18 protein-coding genes are annotated in these 16,906 nt (G+C 68.4%); 12 read left to right on the top strand and 6 right to left on the bottom strand.

Features of this window, described 5'->3' with window-relative positions; genetic code table 11:
* Positions 1 to 22: 22 nt before the first annotated feature.
* The 10 genes from AC27L4_RS12620 (at position 23) to AC27L4_RS12575 (ending at position 9,441) form a co-directional block, all read left to right on the top strand.
* Positions 23 to 883: a branched-chain amino acid ABC transporter permease gene (locus AC27L4_RS12620; RefSeq protein WP_487142516.1), complete on the top strand. Its 861-nt coding sequence runs from the start codon at positions 23 to 25 to the stop codon at positions 881 to 883.
* Between the two features lie 45 nt (positions 884 to 928).
* Entirely contained in the window at positions 929 to 1,900 is a 972-nt protein-coding gene (locus tag AC27L4_RS12615; protein ID WP_487142514.1) for a branched-chain amino acid ABC transporter permease, read from the top strand.
* Positions 1,901 to 1,904: 4 nt separating this feature from the next.
* Positions 1,905 to 2,684, top strand: a complete 780-nt coding sequence (locus AC27L4_RS12610) for an ABC transporter ATP-binding protein (protein WP_487142512.1) — start codon at positions 1,905 to 1,907, stop codon at positions 2,682 to 2,684.
* A gap of 3 nt (positions 2,685 to 2,687) precedes the next feature.
* Positions 2,688 to 3,410, top strand: coding sequence for an ABC transporter ATP-binding protein (locus tag AC27L4_RS12605; RefSeq protein WP_487142511.1), 723 nt, complete (start codon positions 2,688 to 2,690; stop codon positions 3,408 to 3,410).
* A gap of 40 nt (positions 3,411 to 3,450) precedes the next feature.
* Complete coding sequence (locus tag AC27L4_RS12600) at positions 3,451 to 4,365, top strand: N-carbamoyl-D-amino-acid hydrolase (protein WP_487142510.1); 915 nt, start codon at positions 3,451 to 3,453, stop codon at positions 4,363 to 4,365.
* 107 nt (positions 4,366 to 4,472) lie between these two features.
* Positions 4,473 to 5,483, top strand: coding sequence for a quinone oxidoreductase family protein (locus tag AC27L4_RS12595; RefSeq protein WP_487142509.1), 1,011 nt, complete (start codon positions 4,473 to 4,475; stop codon positions 5,481 to 5,483).
* Between the two features lie 4 nt (positions 5,484 to 5,487).
* Positions 5,488 to 6,951: a dihydropyrimidinase gene (hydA, locus tag AC27L4_RS12590; RefSeq protein WP_487142507.1), complete on the top strand. Its 1,464-nt coding sequence runs from the start codon at positions 5,488 to 5,490 to the stop codon at positions 6,949 to 6,951.
* Between the two features lie 12 nt (positions 6,952 to 6,963).
* A complete protein-coding gene (locus tag AC27L4_RS12585) occupies positions 6,964 to 7,695 on the top strand; it encodes an aspartate/glutamate racemase family protein (RefSeq protein WP_487142506.1) in 732 nt (243 codons plus the stop codon).
* A 29-nt stretch (positions 7,696 to 7,724) separates the two neighbouring features.
* Entirely contained in the window at positions 7,725 to 9,053 is a 1,329-nt protein-coding gene (locus tag AC27L4_RS12580; protein WP_487142505.1) for an alanine racemase, read from the top strand.
* Positions 9,054 to 9,066: 13 nt separating this feature from the next.
* Positions 9,067 to 9,441: a RidA family protein gene (locus tag AC27L4_RS12575; protein ID WP_487142504.1), complete on the top strand. Its 375-nt coding sequence runs from the start codon at positions 9,067 to 9,069 to the stop codon at positions 9,439 to 9,441.
* Between the two features lie 359 nt (positions 9,442 to 9,800).
* Here the strand turns inward: AC27L4_RS12575 and AC27L4_RS12570 are convergent, their stop codons facing one another.
* The 5 genes from AC27L4_RS12570 to AC27L4_RS12550 all read right to left on the bottom strand — a co-directional run bounded on the left by AC27L4_RS12570 (position 9,801) and on the right by AC27L4_RS12550 (position 14,596).
* Positions 9,801 to 10,673, bottom strand: a complete 873-nt coding sequence (locus AC27L4_RS12570; protein WP_487142503.1) for a tetratricopeptide repeat protein — start codon at positions 10,671 to 10,673, stop codon at positions 9,801 to 9,803.
* A 199-nt stretch (positions 10,674 to 10,872) separates the two neighbouring features.
* Positions 10,873 to 11,109, bottom strand: coding sequence for a 30S ribosomal protein S21 (gene rpsU, locus AC27L4_RS12565; RefSeq protein WP_487142502.1), 237 nt, complete (start codon positions 11,107 to 11,109; stop codon positions 10,873 to 10,875).
* Positions 11,110 to 11,233: 124 nt separating this feature from the next.
* Positions 11,234 to 12,313 carry a 5-(carboxyamino)imidazole ribonucleotide synthase gene (locus tag AC27L4_RS12560; RefSeq protein WP_487142501.1) on the bottom strand — a complete coding sequence of 360 codons (1,080 nt, stop codon included), beginning with the start codon at positions 12,311 to 12,313 and terminating at the stop codon, positions 11,234 to 11,236.
* Positions 12,310 to 12,822: a 5-(carboxyamino)imidazole ribonucleotide mutase gene (gene purE / locus AC27L4_RS12555; protein WP_487142500.1), complete on the bottom strand. Its 513-nt coding sequence runs from the start codon at positions 12,820 to 12,822 to the stop codon at positions 12,310 to 12,312. The genes AC27L4_RS12560 and purE overlap by 4 nt, the downstream gene beginning before the upstream one ends.
* A 181-nt stretch (positions 12,823 to 13,003) precedes the next feature.
* Positions 13,004 to 14,596 (bottom strand): OpgD/OpgG family glucan biosynthesis protein, encoded by a 1,593-nt coding sequence (locus tag AC27L4_RS12550; protein WP_487142499.1) that lies wholly within the window; start codon positions 14,594 to 14,596, stop codon positions 13,004 to 13,006.
* Between the two features lie 137 nt (positions 14,597 to 14,733).
* Here AC27L4_RS12550 and AC27L4_RS12545 point away from each other — a divergent pair, with 137 nt between their 5' ends.
* Together AC27L4_RS12545 and AC27L4_RS12540 are read left to right on the top strand one after the other, a co-directional pair.
* The gene (locus tag AC27L4_RS12545) at positions 14,734 to 15,564 is read left to right on the top strand and encodes an aldo/keto reductase (protein ID WP_487142498.1); all 831 of its coding nucleotides are present in this window, start codon (positions 14,734 to 14,736) and stop codon (positions 15,562 to 15,564) included.
* On the top strand, positions 15,561 to 16,148 hold the full coding sequence (locus AC27L4_RS12540; protein ID WP_487142497.1) for a DNA-3-methyladenine glycosylase: 588 nt from the start codon (positions 15,561 to 15,563) through the stop codon (positions 16,146 to 16,148). Before AC27L4_RS12545 ends, AC27L4_RS12540 begins: the two co-directional genes overlap by 4 nt.
* A gap of 4 nt (positions 16,149 to 16,152) precedes the next feature.
* Here the strand turns inward: AC27L4_RS12540 and rcdA are convergent, their stop codons facing one another.
* The gene (rcdA, locus tag AC27L4_RS12535; RefSeq protein ID WP_487142495.1) at positions 16,153 to 16,677 is read right to left on the bottom strand and encodes a protease adaptor protein RcdA; all 525 of its coding nucleotides are present in this window, start codon (positions 16,675 to 16,677) and stop codon (positions 16,153 to 16,155) included.
* Between the last annotated feature and the right edge of the window lie 229 nt (positions 16,678 to 16,906).

Below are 16,906 nucleotides of genomic sequence, written 5' to 3'. Positions count from 1 at the left end.
AGAACGGCCACGGAAGGGCGGCATGGAACAGGTCCTCATCAACGGCGCGATCCTCTCGGCAAACTACGCGCTGGTCGCGCTCGGCCTGACGCTGATCTTCGGCATCATGAACGTGCTGAACTTCGCCCATGGCCAGATGTTCATGATCGGCGGCATGGTGGTCTACTGGGCCTGCGCGGTCCTGAACTTTCCCTACGGCGTCGGGCTTGCGGCCGCGGCCGTCGGCGTCGGCGCCGTGGGGATGGCCATGGAGAAGGGCCTTTTCCAGCGGGTCATGCGCGTTGCGGGGCGGGAGGAAAACTCCATGCTGCTCGCCGTGGGCACCGCCTTCCTGCTGGAGAATGCCGCGCTCTACCTCTTCGGGGAGAAGCAGCGCGGCATCCCTCCGATGGTCCAGGGCGTCTACCGCATCGGCAGCGCCTTCCTGCCGGCGAACCGGCTCGTGGTCTTCGTCATCTCGCTGCTGCTGGTCGCCGCGGTCCTCGCCTTCGTGACCTACACCCGCACAGGGCGCGCCATGCGGGCGCTTGCCCAGGACCGGACCGCCACCACGCTCATGGGCGTGGACGTCGGCCGCATCAGCATGCTGGGCTTCGGGCTGGGCGCGATGCTGGCGGGGATTGCCGGCGGGCTGCTCATCTCGGTTTCCGGCGTCAATGCGGGCATCGGCACCGCAATCTCCACCAAAGCCTTCATCATGATCATGATCGGCGGCGCGGGAGTCATCGGCGGCGCCCTGCTGGGCGCCGTCGTGCTCGGCTTCGCCGAGGCGGTCGGCTACGCGCTGTTCCCCGGCTCCGTCACCTATCTCATCATCTTCGTCGCCCTCATCGTTTTTCTCCTGGTGCGGCCGCAGGGGATCATGGGCCGGCCTTGGGGCTGAGCCCGGCGCCCGCAAGCCAACGAACGATCGGCAAGGACGGACATCATGGCACAGACCGTTTCCGCGACGCAGCTTCCGGTACCCGCGCGCCTTTTCGGCGATCGGGGGGGCCTGCTTGCGATCGTCCTGCTGGCGGCGTTCCTCTACGCCTTCGTGCCCCTCGCCCTTTCCGGCCGGGCCTACTGGCTGAACGTGATGACCAACGCCTCGTTGCTGTCCTTCGCGAGCCTCGGCGTGTGGATCACCTTCGCCATCGGCCGCGTGAACATCGGGCAGGGGGCCTTTGCGCTGCTCGGCGGCTATACGACGGCCATCCTGTCCACGACCTGCGGGCTGTCCTTCTGGATCTGCCTGCCGCTGTCGGCGCTGATCGCCGGCTTGGTCGGCTTCCTGATCGGCTGGCCGCTGCTGCGGCTGCGCGGCATCTACTTCGCGATGGTCACGCTCAGCCTGACGGAAGCGGTCCGCCTCCTGTTCCTCAACACGCTGGGCGCCAGCGGCGGCGGCGTCCTGAATATCCCCCGGCCGGCAGGGCTCTCCACGTCGCTGGCCTTCTATCTCTTCGCCGCGACGCTGCTCCTGGCCGGCTATGTCCTGGTGTGGCGGCTCGCCAACAGCCGGATCGGCTGGGTCTTCCGCTCCATGCGCGAGAACGAGGAGCTGACCATGTCGATCGGCGTCGACATCGCCCGCTACCGGGTCCTCGCCTTCGTGCTCTGCTCGGCCATGGGCGGCGTCGCCGGTGCCTGCTTCGCGGCCTTGCAGCAGAACATCTATCCGTCGACCTACACCGTCTCCGATTCCATCAACTTCATGCTCTACTGCTTCCTCGGCGGGCTCGACTATGCCCTCGGCCCCATCGTCGGCGCGTTCGGCCTTGTCATGGCCTTCGAGCTGCTGCGCTCGATTCAGGAATACCAGGCGCTGCTCTACGGCGTGCTGATGATCGTCGTCATGCTCTTCCTGCCGAACGGATTGCTCAGCATCGGCTCGCTGCTGCGCCGCGGAGCGAGGTGACCCGATGAGCCTGCTCGCAATCGAGAACCTGACCAAGCGCTTCGGCGGCCTGACGGCGGTCAACGACATTTCCTTCGATGTCGCGCAGGGGGAGATCCTGTCGGTCATCGGCCCGAACGGCGCGGGCAAGTCGACGCTGTTCAAGCTGATCGGTTCCTTCCTCAAGCCCACGTCCGGCCGCGTCCTGCTCGACGGCGCGGTGGTCAGCGGCAGGCAGCCGCATCAGGTGGCTCAAGCCGGCATCGTGCGCACCTTCCAGGAAACGACGGTGTTCAAGGAAATGACGGCTCTCCAGAACGTCGTCGTCTCGCATCAGCTCGGCCTGAGGGCGACGCCGTTCGGCGCCTACTTCTCGACCGCCGCGGCGCGCGCCGACGCAAGGGCCTCCACCGAAAGCGCGGCCGAAATCCTTGGCTATCTCGGCCTCGGCCATGTGATGAACGAGCTGGCCCGCAATCTGCCGCACGGGCATCTGCGCGCGCTCGGCATCGCCATCGCGCTCGCCGCCAGGCCCCGGGTGCTGCTGCTCGACGAACCTTTCGCGGGCATGAATCCGGACGAGACCGACCGCGCCGTGGAAATGGTCGAGGGCATCCGCAAGCGCGGCATCACGGTCCTGCTCGTCGAGCACGACATGCGCGCGGTCATGCGCATCAGCGATCGCATCGTCGTGGTCAGCTTCGGCTCGAAGATCGCGGAAGGCCTGCCCGCCGAAATCCGGGCCAACCCGGCTGTCGTCGAAGCCTATCTCGGCCAGGACGACGAGACGATCGGGAGCTATTGACGCATGACCGGCAGCAGCAGGTATTTCGAGGCGCGCCGCATGACCGTCCGGTACGATCGGGTGCGCGCGATCGGCGATGTGAGCATCGGCTTCGATGCCGGCCAGATCGTGTCGCTCATCGGTGCGAATGGCGCGGGCAAGAGCACGAGCCTGCGGGCGATCACCGGCCTCGCCAGCCTCGTCGAGGGCGAGATCTGGTTCGACGGGCAGCGCATCGACCGGGTGCCGGCGGCGCGCCGCGTGGCGATGGGCATCGCCATGGTGCCGGAAGGCCGGCGCGTCTTCCCGCTGATGTCGGTCAAGGACAATCTGCTGATGGGCGCCTATACGCGCCGAGACGGCGCGATGAAGCGAGATCTGGATCGCATCCTCGAGCGTTTCCCCCGCCTGCGCGAGCGCTTCAGGCAGCCGGCCGGCACGCTGTCGGGCGGCGAGCAGGAGATGCTGGTGATCGGCCGCGCCCTGATGTCGAAGCCGCGCCTGCTGCTGCTCGACGAGCCCTCGCTCGGACTGGCGCCGCTCGTCGTGCGCGACATCGCCCGCCTCATCGCCGAGATCAATCGCGAGGAGGGCACCAGCATCGTGCTGGTCGAGCAGAATTCGCGCATGGCGCTGCGCATCAGCCGATACGCCTATGTGCTGGAGACGGGACGCATCGGTCTCGAAGGGCCATCGCAAGATCTTCTGAACGACGACAACGTCAAGCAACTCTATCTCGGCGGCTGAAGCGCCGGGACCGGACATCCGTATGGGAAAGGACGGGACCATGTCAGGAAAGATCATTCTCGCGGTCGGTCAGCTCGGCCCCATCGCCCGCGGCGACAGCCGCGACCAGGTGGTGAAGCGGCTCATCGACATGCTGGAGCAGGCCGCCGCGCGCAACTCGGATTTCATCGTCTTTCCCGAGCTGGCGCTGACCACGTTCTTCCCACGCTGGTACTTCGCCGACGAGGCGGAGCTGGATGCGTTCTACGAGACGGAAATGCCGGGCCCGGCGACGCGGCCGCTGTTCGAGGCCGCCGCAAGACACGGCATCGGCTTCAATCTCGGCTTTGCCGAGCTGGTGACCGAGGGCGGCGGGAAGCGGCGCTTCAACACCTCGGTCGCCGTCGACAGGACGGGCAGGATCGTCGGCAAGTACCGCAAGGTGCACCTGCCCGGCCACAAGGAGTATGAGGACTACCGCCCCTTCCAGCACCTGGAGAAGCGCTATTTCGAGACCGGCGACCTCGGCTTCCCGGTCTACGAGGTCGACGGCTTCAAGATGGGCATGTTCATCTGCAACGACCGGCGCTGGCCGGAGACGTGGCGGGTGATGGGCCTCAAGGGCGCGGAGCTGATCTGCGGCGGCTATAACACGCCTCTGCACAATCCGCCGGTGCCGCAGCACGATCAGCTCAGCTCCTTCCACCACCTGCTGTCGATGCAGGCGGGCGCCTACCAGAACGGCGCATGGACGGCGGCGGCCGGCAAGGTCGGCGTGGAGGAGGGCTGCATGCTGCTCGGCCATTCCTGCATCGTCGCGCCGACGGGCGAGCTGGCGGCGCTCACCAACACGCTGGAGGACGAAGTCATCACGGCGGTGGCCGACTTCGCCCGCTGCCGGGAAATCCGCGAGAACATCTTCAATTTCGCGCTGCATCGCGAACCGAAGAACTACGGACTGATCGCCGCCGTCTGACCGGCCCGATCCCAAACGGAAAGAGCATCGCCGTCGCCGCTTCCCCACGGGAGGCGGAACGGGAGCGGCTTGCCTGCCGCCGGCGATCCCAGGAGAAGGAAGAGACCATGCGCGCGATCCTGCTGGACCAGCCCGGCGAAGCGCCGGGCGTCCTGCGCGTCGCAGAGATCGCCGCGCCCGCTGCCGGCCCGGGAATGCTAGTCGTCGCCGTCGCCTGCTGCGGCTGCAATTTCGCCGACACGATGATGCGGCGGGGCACCTATCCGCATCCCAGGCGATATCCGCTCGTTCCGGGCTTCGAGATCGCCGGCACGGTTGCGGCGGTCGGCGCGGGCGTGACGGGCTTTGCCGAAGGCGACCGCGTGGCGGGCTATGCCGAAGCGGGCGGCGGCTTCGCAGCGCTTTGTGCCGTGCCGGCCGCACGCGCGATACGGCTTCCCGATGCCGTGGCTTTCGAGACGGCTGCGGCCTTCCTCATCCAAGCCCAGACGGCCTGGCATCTGCTGCATACCGTCTCGACCGTTCGGCCGGGCGAAATCGTTCTCATCCATGCCATCGGCGGCGGCGTCGGGCTCTATCTCACCCAGCTCGCCGTGCAGGCCGGAGCGGTCGTCGTCGGAACCGTCGGCACGGCCGGCAAGGAGAGGCGGGCGCTCGACTATGGCGCCAGCCTCGTCGTCAACCGTGCCGAGGCGGATTTCGCGGCGGAGATCGGCCGGTTCCTGAACGGCCGCGGCGTCGACAAGATCTATGATTCCACCGGCGCGACGATCCTCGACCGCAGCTTCGCCCTGCTGCGCCCGCTGGGGCACGTCGTCAGCTATGGCGAGGCGGAAGGCCGGCCGCTCGACACTCTGTGGGCGCGCCTCGTCGAGAAATCCGCGACCTTCACGCGCTTCCACCTCGGCCATCTCGACTGCGCCTCGCAGGCTTGGCACGACGGACTGCGCCGCACCCTTGCCGCCGTGGCCGACGGGGCGCTGCACGTTGCGGTCGAGCGCGTCTTCCCCTTCGAACGGGCAGAGCAGATGTACGAGCGCCTCGAATCCCGGACCGTCTCGGGAAAGCTCCTGCTCGCCGTCGACCCGACCGAAACCGCAACCGACAGCCGGAGCTGAAACCATGAAGGACTACGATCTCGTCATCCGTGGAGGGACCGTCGCCACGGCCAGCGACTGCTTCCGGGCGGACATCGCGGTCGCCGGGGGCAGGATCGTCGCGATCGGCGAAAGCCTCGGTACGGCTGCGCGGGAGATCTCGGCGGCAGGCCGACTCGTGCTGCCCGGCGGCGTCGATTCCCATTGCCATATCGAGGAGCCGCAGGTGGGCGAGGTGCGCAATGCCGAAACCTTCGCCTCCGCCACCGCCTCGGCGGCGACCGGCGGCACCACGACGGTCATCTCCTTCTCGCAACAGACCAAGGGCAGCGGCGTCACCGACGCCTTGCGCGACTATCACCGCAAGGCGACCCGCTCGCTGATCGACTATTCCTTCCACCTGGTCGTCACGGATCCGACCGACGCCGTGCTGGAGGAACTGGTGCCGCTCATCGAGGAGGGGCACCGCTCGCTGAAGATCTTCATGACCTACACGAATGTCGTGCTCGACGACGAGCAGACCCTGCGTGTCCTGGCGCTCGCCCGGCGTGCCGGCGCGCTGGTCACCGTGCACGCGGAGAACCATGCGGCGATCATGTATCTCACCCGCGCGCTGGAAAAGGCCGGGCTTACCCATCCCAAGCACCATGCCTGGGCGAAGCCCATGCCGGTCGAGCGCGAGGCCTGCCACCGCATCATCGCGCTCTCAGAGCTGCTGGACGTGCCGATCCAGATCTTCCACGTCTCCGGCGCGGAAGCCGCCGAGGAGATCCGCCGCGCGCAGAACCGGGGCCTCAAGGTCTTCGGCGAGACCTGCCCGCAATATCTGATGCTGACGGCAAAGGACCTCGACCGGCCGGACTTCGAGGGCGCGAAATTCCTGTGCAGCCCCGCGCCGCGCACCGAGGCCGACCAGGAGGCGCTCTGGGGCTATATCCGCACCGGCACGCTGGGCGTCGTCTCCTCCGACCATGCGCCCAACCGCTTCGATGATCCGCACGGCAAGAAGGTCGGCGGCGTGAACGCGCCGTTCAGCGCCATCCCGAACGGCGTGCCAGGCCTTGCGACGCGGCTGCCGATTCTCTTTTCCGAAGGGGTCGTCAAGGGCCGCATCGACCTTAACACCTTCGTGGCGATCACGGCGACCAATCCGGCGAAGCTGTTCGGCCTGCATCCGAGGAAGGGCACCATCGCCGTCGGAGCGGATGCCGACATCGCGATCTGGGATCCCGAGCGCAAGGTGACGATCCGCAACGACATGCTGCATCACGGCGTCGACTACACCGTCTACGAAGGCATCGAGGTGACGGGCTGGCCGGTCATGACGCTGTCGCGCGGCGAGGTGGTCTGCGACGAGGGCGCGGTGGTCGGCAGGCCGGGGCACGGGCGCTTCCTCGCCCGCGGCCCCTACGATGCCATCAGGCCGCTCGGCCGGCATGTGACGCCCTTCGATCCCGTGACGGGCGAGCTGGAAACGGCCGGGTGCTGACAGGAGAGGGCGATGAAGATCAAGGTCATCAATCCGAACACCACGCTGACCATGACCGCGAAGATCGGCGAAGCGGCGTCCGCCGCGGCCTTTCCGGGAACGGAGATCCTGGCCGTCAGCCCCTCCATGGGGCCGGCCTCGATCGAGGGGCATTATGATGAGGCGGTGAGCGCGCTCGGTGTCGTGGACGAGGTGCGCAAGGGCGCGGCGGAAGGCGTCGAGGGCTATCTCGTCGCCTGTTTCGACGATCCTGGCCTGCATGCCGCCCGCGAGATCGCCAACGGCCCCGTCGTCGGCATCGCGGAGGCGGCCATGCACATGGCCTCTTTCCTCTGCGAAGGCTTTTCCGTCGTCGCCACCGGCCACCGCAGCCGCATCATCCTCGAGCATCTGGTGCGCGCCTACGGCATGGAGCACAAGTGCCGCAAGGTCCGCACGACGGAACTGGCGGTGCTGGACCTCGAGGTGGAGGGATCGGATGCGCGCCGCGTCATCCTGGAGGAATGCCGCCGGGCGATCGCCGAGGACCATTCGGACTGCATCGTGCTCGGCTGTGCCGGCATGGCCGATCTCGTCGACTTCATTTCCCGAGACCTCGGCGTACCGGTCGTCGACGGCGTCGCGGCGGGGGTGAAGATCCTCGAGGGGCTGGTCGGCATGGGCCTCTCCACCAGCCGGGCATGCGGATATGCCTATCCCAACGCCAAGCGCTATGACGGGGAGATGGCCCGCTTCCAGCCCTGATGGGCAAGCCGACCGAAGGAGTGTTTCCGGTGCCGAACGCACAGGCCGAAAGGCCATCGACGCTGTTTTCTTCGCTCCCGGACGTGCGGATCGACAGCCGCACCAAGGGAATGCCGGCGAACCTGCCGGACATGCCGCTCGCCGAGGTCGGCCGCCGGGGCTGGAACCTGCTGCAGCGCGACCTGCCGACCCCGCTGGCGGTGCTCGACCGGGCCGCCATCGCGCAAAACAGCCGATGGATCGCGGCGGTGACGGGTCATTATCGCGTGTCGCTCTGCCCGCACGGCAAGACGACGATGGCGCCCCAGCTCTTCCGCAGGCAGCTCGACGACGGCTGCTGGGGCATCACGCTTTCCACCCAGCACCACGTTCAGGTCGCCCGCCACTACGGCGTGTCGCGGATCTTCCTCGCCAACCAGATCCTCGATCCGGGCTTCCTGGCCTATATCGCGCGAACGCAGGTCGAGGATCCCGACTTCGACTTCTACTTCCTCATGGATTCGCTGGAAGGCGCCGCGCTTCTGGAGCAGGTCGCGGCCGGCCATCCCGGCCACCGGCCGTTCCAGGTGCTGATCGAGCTCGGCTCGCCCTTCGCGCGCACCGGCTGCCGCAGCGAGGCCGAAGCGCGGGCCGTCGCCGAACGCCTGGCGCGCATGCGCCATGCGGCGATCCTCGTCGGCATCGAGGGGTTCGAGGGCAGCATTCGCGGTGCCGACCGGGCCGAGATCGAGCGCCGCATCGGCGAGTTTCTCGCCTTCATGACGGGGACGGCCGAGCATTTCGCCGAGGCCGGCCTGTTCGGCGGCAAGGAGATCCTGCTCACCGCCGGCGGCTCGGCCTATTTCGACCTCGTCGCCAAGGCGCTGAGCCGCCCGCGCTTCGACAGGCCCTCGCGCGTGGTGCTGCGCAGCGGCTGCTACATCTCGCACGATGCCGGCATGTACGAGCGCGAGATCGCCCGCGCCCTCGAGCGCTCGCCCGAATTGGCGGCGCTCGACGCCAAGCCGCGCCAGGCGCTCACCGTCTGGGCGACCGTGCAGTCGCGGCCGGAGCCGGGCCTGGCCTTCCTGAACGCCGGCCGGCGCGACGTGTCCTACGACGCGCATCTGCCCCGGCCGCTGCGCTATGCCTCGGGCGCGGCGGCGATGACGGTGAGGGACCTGTCGGCGGGCCACGAGATCACCATGCTGAACGACCAGCATGCCTATCTCAAATGTCCGCCGGAAAGTCCGCTTCGCCCGGGCGACCTCGTGGAACTGGGCATCTCGCATCCCTGCACGACCTTCGACAAATGGGACGTGCTTTGCGTGCTCGACGCGGACTTCAATGTGGTCGACGCGGTGAAGACCTTCTTCTGAAGCGAGGAAAACGATGCCCAAGCAGCATATCGTGCTGGAAAACGCGCCGGGGCGCGCCGGACCCTATTCCCACGCGGTGGTCGCCAACGGCTTCGTCTTCGTGTCGGGGCAGGGCCCGGTCGATCCCCGAACGGGGACGATGCCGGCCGATTTCGGCGGGCAGGTGCGCCAGGCGCTCCTCAACATGGAGACGATCCTGACGGGTGCGGGCAGCAGCCTCTCCGACGTGGTGAAGGTCAACGCCTATCTCGCCGACCTCGCCGACTTCGACAGCTTCAATGCGGTCTATTCGACTTTCTTCAAGGGTGATCTTCCGGCCCGCACGACCATCGGCTGCACTCTCAACGGCATCCTCTTCGAGGTCGATTGCGTGGCCGTCCTGCCGTGAAAGACGAAACGACGATTTCTGAAGCAAAGCGCATTTCGGAGGAAACGCGCTTTGCTCCAACGCCTTGTTTCGACGCGTCTTTGCGACTTGACGCGATTCCGTCAAATCGCAAAACGCTTCAGGGGTGGACATGCCGACGGCTCTCTTTCCGTGGCCGTGTGCGAGGAGAGCAGGACGGACCGGCACGTCAAGGGCGCGGCCGGCGCCACGCAACTGACCGCCCGGTTCCCATCCCACGGGCGCCAAGATACGCAGACGGCTGAGAGGGAGCCGCCTTTCCCCCGGGCAGTACGGTCCGGCCCTGTCTCAGGGCCTACGGATCCCGTCGGGGCGCTTCAAGGGCTCCGAGCCGGGGCTCGTCAGGAGCCGGAGGTTCGCGCGAGGCCGTCCTTGGCGATCTGGTAACCCTTGTCGATCACCAGGGCGCGCTGGAAGCTCTCGCGGGCCTTCTGGCGATCGCCGAGGCCCTCCTGCGACAGGCCGCGGCCGGCCCAGGCGGCGGCGTTGTTATTGTCGATCTGCAGCGAGGCGTTGAAATCCTCCAGCGCCTCCTTGTACTTCTGCAAGGCGAGGTAGCTGGTGCCGCGGGCATAATAGGGCTCGGGCGCCAGCGGGTCGTTCGACAGCGCCGAGGTGAAGTCGTCGATCGCCAGCTCGTTCTGGCCGCGCCCCTGCCGGATCAGTCCGCGGTTGTGGTAGGCCTCGGCCGTCTCCGGCTTGACCTGGATGGCGCGGTTGTAGTCGGCCATGGCCAGATCGACCTGGCCCTGCTGGCGATAGATGTTGCCGCGGCCGACATAGGCCGGCGCATAGCTCGGATTGGTGCTGATCGCGGTGTTGTAGTCGGCGAGGGCCGCGTCGGGGCGCTTCATCCGGCGATAGACCAGCGCCCGGTTGGCGAGCGCCTGGGCGAAGCTCGGATTGAGCGTCAGCGCCTGGTTGAAGTCCTTCACCGCCGCATCGTACTGGCCGGAGCGCGCATAGGCCGAGCCGCGCATGTTCCAGGCCTCGGCATCGTTCGGGTTGCGCTGCACCACCGCGGAGAGCGAGGCGATGTCGGTGCTGGCGGTCTGCGAGTCCTCGGCGTCGCCGCCGCGGGGCGACACGCTGTTGCCGACCGTCTCGCAGCCACCGAGGCCGGCGACCAGGAGACCGACGGCCAGGACGACGCCGAGACGCCGCATGGCGGGGGCGGCAGGGGGGGCAAGGTCTCGCGGCAGGGCTGCAGCCATCTCGATCATCCGGCCTTCAACATGTCTGCGACCGATCATCCCAGGCGCCGCGTGCGGCAACTGCGAGACGCTGGGAAGGGACAGGCTCCCATCCGGTTGCAGTCGGTTCCAAAAAGCAAGCGCCCGCGTCGTCCCGGGACTTCTCCCTTCGACGACGGCCGGGCGCAATATCAGCGTGGCCTCTCCGCCGAACGGCGGATTATTTCTTCTCGGCGCGCGGCGGCGAGGGCGGCAACAGGCCCTCGCGCTGCAGCTTCTTGCGGGCGAGCTTGCGCGCCCGGCGAATGGCTTCCGCCGCCTCGCGAGCCCGCTTCTCCGACGGCTTCTCGTAGTGGCCGCGCAGCTTCATCTCACGGAAGATGCCTTCGCGCTGCATCTTCTTCTTCAGCGCCCTCAGCGCCTGGTCGACATTGTTGTCGCGGACAAGAATCTGCACGCGCCATATCCCGTGTTTGAACGTTGAACCCCCGCGGCCGCCAGGGACGCACGCCAGCGTCGCCGAAGCACCATCCGACAGGGCGGCTCTCCTACCAGAACAGGCCTTTATTGTCCAGTTGACCTCAGTTGCCGCGGGGCGAAATCCGCGTGATGTGGCCCATCTTGCGGCCCGGCCGCGCCGCCGCCTTGCCGTAGAGGTGGAGCGCCGCAGGCTCGGCGGCCAAGGCGGCCCAGGCCTCGGCGTCGTCGCCGATCAGGTTGGTCATCACCGCGTCGGAATGGCGCTCGGTCGAGCCGAGCGGCCAGCCGCAGACGGCACGGACATGGTTCTCGAACTGGCTGACCAGGCAGGCGTCCTGGGTCCAGTGCCCGGAATTGTGCACGCGCGGCGCGATTTCGTTGACCAGCAGGCTGTTGTCCCGGGTCAGGAACATCTCGACGGCCAGGACGCCGACATAGTCGAGCGCCGTGATGATGCGGCTGGCGATCTCGCCGGCCTCGCGCGCCACCGCGGGCGCGACCCGGGCGGGAACCACCGAAATGTCGAGGATGTGATCGCGATGCTCGTTCTCGACCAGGTCATAGGTGCGCACCGCGCCGTCGGCGCCGCGCACCGCCACCACCGAGACCTCCATGACGAAGGGCACGAAGGCTTCGAGGATGGCCGGCTGCCCGCCCATCCGCGCCAGCGATTCGGTCAGGTCGCTGCCCGGGCGGATGACGGTCTGGCCCTTGCCGTCATAGCCGAAGCGGCGCGTCTTCAGCACGGCCGGCCGGCCGAGGGCGCCGACGGCCGAAGCCAGGTCGGCCCGGCTGTCGACCGGCCGGAACTCGGCCGTGCCGATGCCGAGGGCCCGCACGAAGCTCTTCTCGGTGAGCCGGTCGGCCGTGGTCTCCAGGGCGCGCACGTCGGGCAGCACCGGCTTGGCCGCCGAGAGGAAGGAGGCGGCCAGGGGCGGGATGTTCTCGAACTCGTAGGTGACGGCGTCGACGTCCGCGGCGAAGGCGGCCAAGGCGGTCTCGTCCTCGTAGGGCGCGCAGGTGATGCGTCGCGCCACCTGGAAGGCGGGGCTGTCGGGATCGGGGCAGTAGATATGACACTCGATGCCGAGCTCGGCCGCGGCAAGAGCCAGCATGCGGCCGAGCTGGCCGCCGCCGAGAATGCCCAGAACGCCGCCGGGGGCCACGCGAATGCGGCTCATCGGTGCGTCTCCTCTGTCGCGGACGGCCGCTCGGCCACGGCGGCGGTCTGCGCCGCGCGCCAGCGCTCGAGCCGGCGGGCCAGGGCCTCGTCGTGCAGCGCCAGCACCGCGGCGGCGAGCAGCGCCGCATTGACCGCGCCGGCCCGGCCGATCGCCAGGGTGCCGACGGGGATGCCGGCCGGCATCTGCACGATCGAATGCAGGCTGTCGACGCCGGAAAGCGCCTTGGATTCCACCGGCACGCCGAACACCGGCAGCGGCGTCAGGGCAGCCGTCATGCCGGGCAGGTGCGCAGCACCGCCGGCGCCGGCGATGACGACCTGGAAGCCGGCGGCCTTGGCGCCCTTGGCGAAGTCGTAGAGGCGGTCGGGGGTGCGGTGGGCCGAGACGATGCGCGCGTCATGGCCGATGCCGAGCGTGTCGAGGGTCTCGGCGGCGTGGCGCATGGTCGCCCAGTCTGACTGGCTGCCCATGATGATGGCGACGGGCCTCAAGGTCTCACCCGCCATGATTCGCGCCTGCTCGCATGGGCTCTCCCCGAAAGCCGGCGAGTATAAGGACGGGGGAGGGGGGTTCAACCCCATTGCTGCGCCGCGGGGCGAGGGCGTGTGGACAGCCATGGCTTCGGGCCGGACGGCGCTCCCGCGGAAGCGCCGTCGCGGACATGGTCGGGGCGGATGCCGCCGCGCTTCAGAACGGGTGGTACTGGTACAGCCAGGTCTCGGTCAGAACCTTGTCGCCGGTCCTCAGGAAGCAGCGCATTTCCACCGGCTCCTGGCCGGTCACGGTCAGGTCGAACTGGGCGCGCCAGTGGCCGGCGACGCCGTCGGGCACGGCTTCGGCGAAGACATAGGAGAACTCGCCGCGCGACGTGCTCAGCACCACCTCCGGCATGACGCCGAAGGGAATGTCCTTGAGCGGGCCGCCGAGGAACTCGACCATGAACTTGCGCACGCCGATCGGGCGGGTGGTGCCGGGGTGGCCGCCATTGCCCAGGCGCGTGGCGACGCAGCGGGCGAGATCGGTGGGGAAGGGCTCGTCCGCCGCCCAGTGCAGACGGTACTTCAGCTTGAAGGCCTGGCCGCCCTTGACCGGATCCTTGGGCACCCACATGGCGACGATGTTGTCGTGGATCTCGTCATTGGTGGGGATCTCGATCAGCTGCACCGCGCCCTCGCCGAAGGGTTCGAGGGGCTCGACCCAGGCCGAGGGCCGCAGGTCGTACTTCACGCCGTCGAGATAGTGGTCGAAGTTGCGGTCGCGCTGCAGCAGGCCGAATCCCTTGGGATTGGAGTCGGAGAAGGAGGAGACGGTGGTGGACGGCACGTTGTTGAGCGGGCGCCAGATCCGCTCGCCGCCGCCGGTCCACATGGCCAGGCCGTCCGAATCGTGCACCTCCGGCCGCCAGTCGATCGCGGTCTGCTTCACCGTCTCGGAGAACCAGAACATCGAGGTCAGCGGCGTCAGGCCGAAGCGGGCGATGTCGTTGCGCGCGAAGATATGCGCGTCGATGTCCATCAGCACGGCCTTGTCGCGCGTCATCAGGAAGGAGAAGGCGCCCGAGACCGAGGGGCCGTCGAGCAGGGCGAAGACGCGGACCTGGTCGTGGGAGTCCGGCACCGCCTCCAGCCAGAATTCCTTGAAGTCCGGGAATTCCTCGTCATGCGGCGGGTTGGGGTTGGCGGCGTTGACCACGATGCCGCGCGCGGAGAGGCCGTACTGGAACAATTCGCCGATCGACCGGAAATAGGAGGCGCCGAGAAAGGCGACCCAGTCGTTCTTCCTCCAGTCGAGCGGCCCGTTGCGGTTTTCCTGGAAGCGGAAGCCGGCAAAGCCGGCGCCTTCCGGCAATTGCTTGGCCGGGCTGTCGGCCGGCATGTCGAAATAGGACTGCTTGTACAGGATCTCGCGGGCCTTGCCGGCTTCGAGCACGGAAATGCCGACGCGCTTGGCGAAGAAGGTGCCGAGATGGAAGAAGGTGACGGGGAAGGGCGGCGGCCCGTCGGCCCACAGCGCCGCCTCGGTGCGGAAGGTGATCTTGCCGACCTTCTCATAGTCGAGCTGGCTGGTGATCTCCGGGGCCGGGCGCTCCGCCGGCACATAGGCCTGGGACGCCAGGGCCTTGGCCCGCTCGACCAGCCCATCGAACGAGAACGGCTTTTCCTCGCCGAACGCGAGCGGGCCGTCGGCCGCAAAGGCCTGCTCCGGCAGGCCTATCGCGGCCAGCGTCGCGAGGGCGGCGCCGCCCTTGAGGAAAAGCCGGCGGTCGATATCGTCGGTCATGAAAGGGTCCCTGGCTGGAATTCAGCCGCAAGCTACTGTCGGAGCGCGCGGTGTCAATGCGGAAGCGGGGGGCGGAATTGACTTGTCTCTGAGGCGAAATTACGCCGCCATCATCACGTGGATAAAGGTTAATGTCGATGCCGATGATCAGCCTGCCGACCGGAGAGACTGTCCCTGCGCTGGGGCAGGGCACGTGGATGATGGGCGAGCAGGCCGCCAGGCGCGCCGAGGAGATTGCGGCGCTGCGCGCCGGCGTCGAGGCGGGCCTGACCCTGATCGACACGGCGGAGATGTATGGCGACGGCCGCACCGAGAGCCTGCTGGCCGAAGCTCTGGCCGGACTGCGCGACAAGGTGTTCCTGGTCAGCAAGGCCTATCCGCAGAACGCCGGCCGCACCAGCCTGCCGCAGGCCTGCGAACGCAGCCTGAAGCGCCTCGGCACCGACCGCCTCGACCTCTACCTCCTGCATTGGCGCGGCGGCATCCCCCTGGCCGAGACCGTCGCCGCCTTCGAGGCGCTGCAGCGTGCCGGCAAGATCCGGCACTGGGGCGTCAGCAACCTCGACACCGACGACATGGAGGAGCTGTTCGAAGCCGGCGGACAGGCCTGCGCCGTCAACCAGGTGCTGTACAACATCACCCGCCGCGGCCCGGGATACGACCTCATGCCCTGGCTGGCGCGGCACGGCGTGCCGCTGATGGCCTATAGCCCGGTGGAGCAGGGCCGCCTGCCGGCGGCGGGGCCGCTGGGCGCGGTCGCCGCCCGTTACGGCGCCACGCCGCATCAGGTCGCCCTGGCCTGGCTGCTGCGGCAGCCCGGGGTGATCGCCATCCCCAAGGCCGCGCGGGTGGCGCATGTCCGCGACAACGTCGCGGCGCTCGATATCGTGCTGTCGGACGAGGACCTGGCGCTGCTCGACAAGGGCTTTCCGCCGCCGCGGCGCAAGGTGCCGCTGGACATGCTGTGACCGGCGAGGTCCTGCCGTCCGGCTTCTTCGAGGCCGATGTCCTGACGGTGGCGCGCGGGCTGATCGGCGCGACGCTGCTGGTCGACGGGGTGGGCGGCGTGATCGTCGAGACCGAGGCCTATCGTCCCGACGATCCGGCCTCCCACGCCTTCCGCGGGCCGACCCGGCGCAACGCGCCGATGTTCGGTCCGCGCGGCCATGCCTATGTCTATTTCACCTATGGCATGCACTGGTGCCTGAACATGGTGTGCGGGCCGGGACGCGAGGCCAGCGCCGTGCTCGTGCGGGCGCTGGCGCCGACCGCGGGCCTGGCGGCGATGCGGACGCGGCGCGGGCTGGAAGCCGAACGTCTGCTCTGCGCCGGCCCGGCGCGCCTGGCACAGGCCCTCGGCGTCGACGGCGGGCATAGCGGGCTGCCGCTGGGCGCGCCGCCGTTCCGGCTCGAGGCGCGGACGGCGGAGCCGGAGATCGCGGTCGGCCCGCGTATCGGCATCTCCCAGGCGAAGGAACTGCCCTGGCGATTCGGGCTCGCCCGCTCGCCCTTCCTGAGCAAGCCCTTCCCGAAATCGGCGCCGGCGGGGTGAGCGGTCAGCGACGGCCGAAGGCCTGGCGCAGCCGGTCCATCTGCTGGCCGACGGCATTGTCCGCATCCGGGACCGCCGCCGCGGGCGACTTCGCCAGCACCTCCTCCAGGCTGCGCAGCCGCCATTGCAGGCGCAGCGACTGGCGGATCAGCTCCACCAGGGCGGGGGGCAGCAGGTCGAGCACCTCGGGGCCGGGGTCGGGCGCTGCCGGCACCAGCCGGACGCGGTGCTTCTCCGCCCGGGCCTGCTCCTGGGTCATCTCGCCTTCGTTGACGGCGCGCTGCAGCAGCAGCCAGGAGGCGAGCTGCATCAGCCGCGTGGTCAGGCGCATGCTTTCGGTGGCGTAGGCGAGCGCGCCGGCCCGGTCGAGCCCGCGCGATTCGGCCCGGCCGGGGCCGTCGAGATAGGCGGCGGTGGTTTCGACCAGGCCCATGCCTTCGCGGAACAACGCCTTGAAGGCCGAGGAGGACACCAGCCTCTCGCCGAGAGACACCGTCTCCGCCGGATTTCTGCTCAAGCTCTCGGTCATCGAGCGCCCTTCCTTGCTTCACCCGTGACACGCCGGCACGCGTCCCGAAACGGAACAGGTCGTGACTAGCGAGAGAAGACCCTGCAAGGCGAGGGCCAAATCGGGATTGTCCCCAGGCCAGCGCCTCATGGTTAACAGGCTAGCGGCCCCGCCGGGAAAGGGAAGGTGAATCCACAAAAAGAAGCCGCGGACGAGCCGCGGCTTTTGGAAAGTCGAAACAGGGAGGCGT

Source organism: Labrys sp. Lb11 (genome assembly GCF_057554225.1).
Note: the sequence above shows the minus strand (reverse complement) of the source record. Positions and strands in the feature narration are given on the sequence as shown.

Excerpts from the sequence above, each read along its gene's own strand:
- AC27L4_RS12620 (WP_487142516.1), top strand. The coding sequence starts at position 23 with ATGGAACAGGTCCTCATCAACGGCGCGATCCTCTCGGCAAACTACGCG.
- AC27L4_RS12615 (WP_487142514.1), top strand. The coding sequence starts at position 929 with ATGGCACAGACCGTTTCCGCGACGCAGCTTCCGGTACCCGCGCGCCTT.
- AC27L4_RS12610 (WP_487142512.1), top strand. The coding sequence starts at position 1,905 with ATGAGCCTGCTCGCAATCGAGAACCTGACCAAGCGCTTCGGCGGCCTG.
- AC27L4_RS12605 (WP_487142511.1), top strand. The coding sequence starts at position 2,688 with ATGACCGGCAGCAGCAGGTATTTCGAGGCGCGCCGCATGACCGTCCGG.
- AC27L4_RS12600 (WP_487142510.1), top strand. The coding sequence starts at position 3,451 with ATGTCAGGAAAGATCATTCTCGCGGTCGGTCAGCTCGGCCCCATCGCC.
- AC27L4_RS12595 (WP_487142509.1), top strand. The coding sequence starts at position 4,473 with ATGCGCGCGATCCTGCTGGACCAGCCCGGCGAAGCGCCGGGCGTCCTG.
- hydA (WP_487142507.1), top strand. The coding sequence starts at position 5,488 with ATGAAGGACTACGATCTCGTCATCCGTGGAGGGACCGTCGCCACGGCC.
- AC27L4_RS12585 (WP_487142506.1), top strand. The coding sequence starts at position 6,964 with ATGAAGATCAAGGTCATCAATCCGAACACCACGCTGACCATGACCGCG.
- AC27L4_RS12575 (WP_487142504.1), top strand. The coding sequence starts at position 9,067 with ATGCCCAAGCAGCATATCGTGCTGGAAAACGCGCCGGGGCGCGCCGGA.
- AC27L4_RS12570 (WP_487142503.1), bottom strand. The coding sequence starts at position 10,673 with ATGGCTGCAGCCCTGCCGCGAGACCTTGCCCCCCCTGCCGCCCCCGCC.
- AC27L4_RS12560 (WP_487142501.1), bottom strand. The coding sequence starts at position 12,313 with ATGAGCCGCATTCGCGTGGCCCCCGGCGGCGTTCTGGGCATTCTCGGC.
- purE (WP_487142500.1), bottom strand. The coding sequence starts at position 12,822 with ATGGCGGGTGAGACCTTGAGGCCCGTCGCCATCATCATGGGCAGCCAG.
- AC27L4_RS12550 (WP_487142499.1), bottom strand. The coding sequence starts at position 14,596 with ATGACCGACGATATCGACCGCCGGCTTTTCCTCAAGGGCGGCGCCGCC.
- AC27L4_RS12545 (WP_487142498.1), top strand. The coding sequence starts at position 14,734 with ATGCCGATGATCAGCCTGCCGACCGGAGAGACTGTCCCTGCGCTGGGG.
- rcdA (WP_487142495.1), bottom strand. The coding sequence starts at position 16,677 with ATGACCGAGAGCTTGAGCAGAAATCCGGCGGAGACGGTGTCTCTCGGC.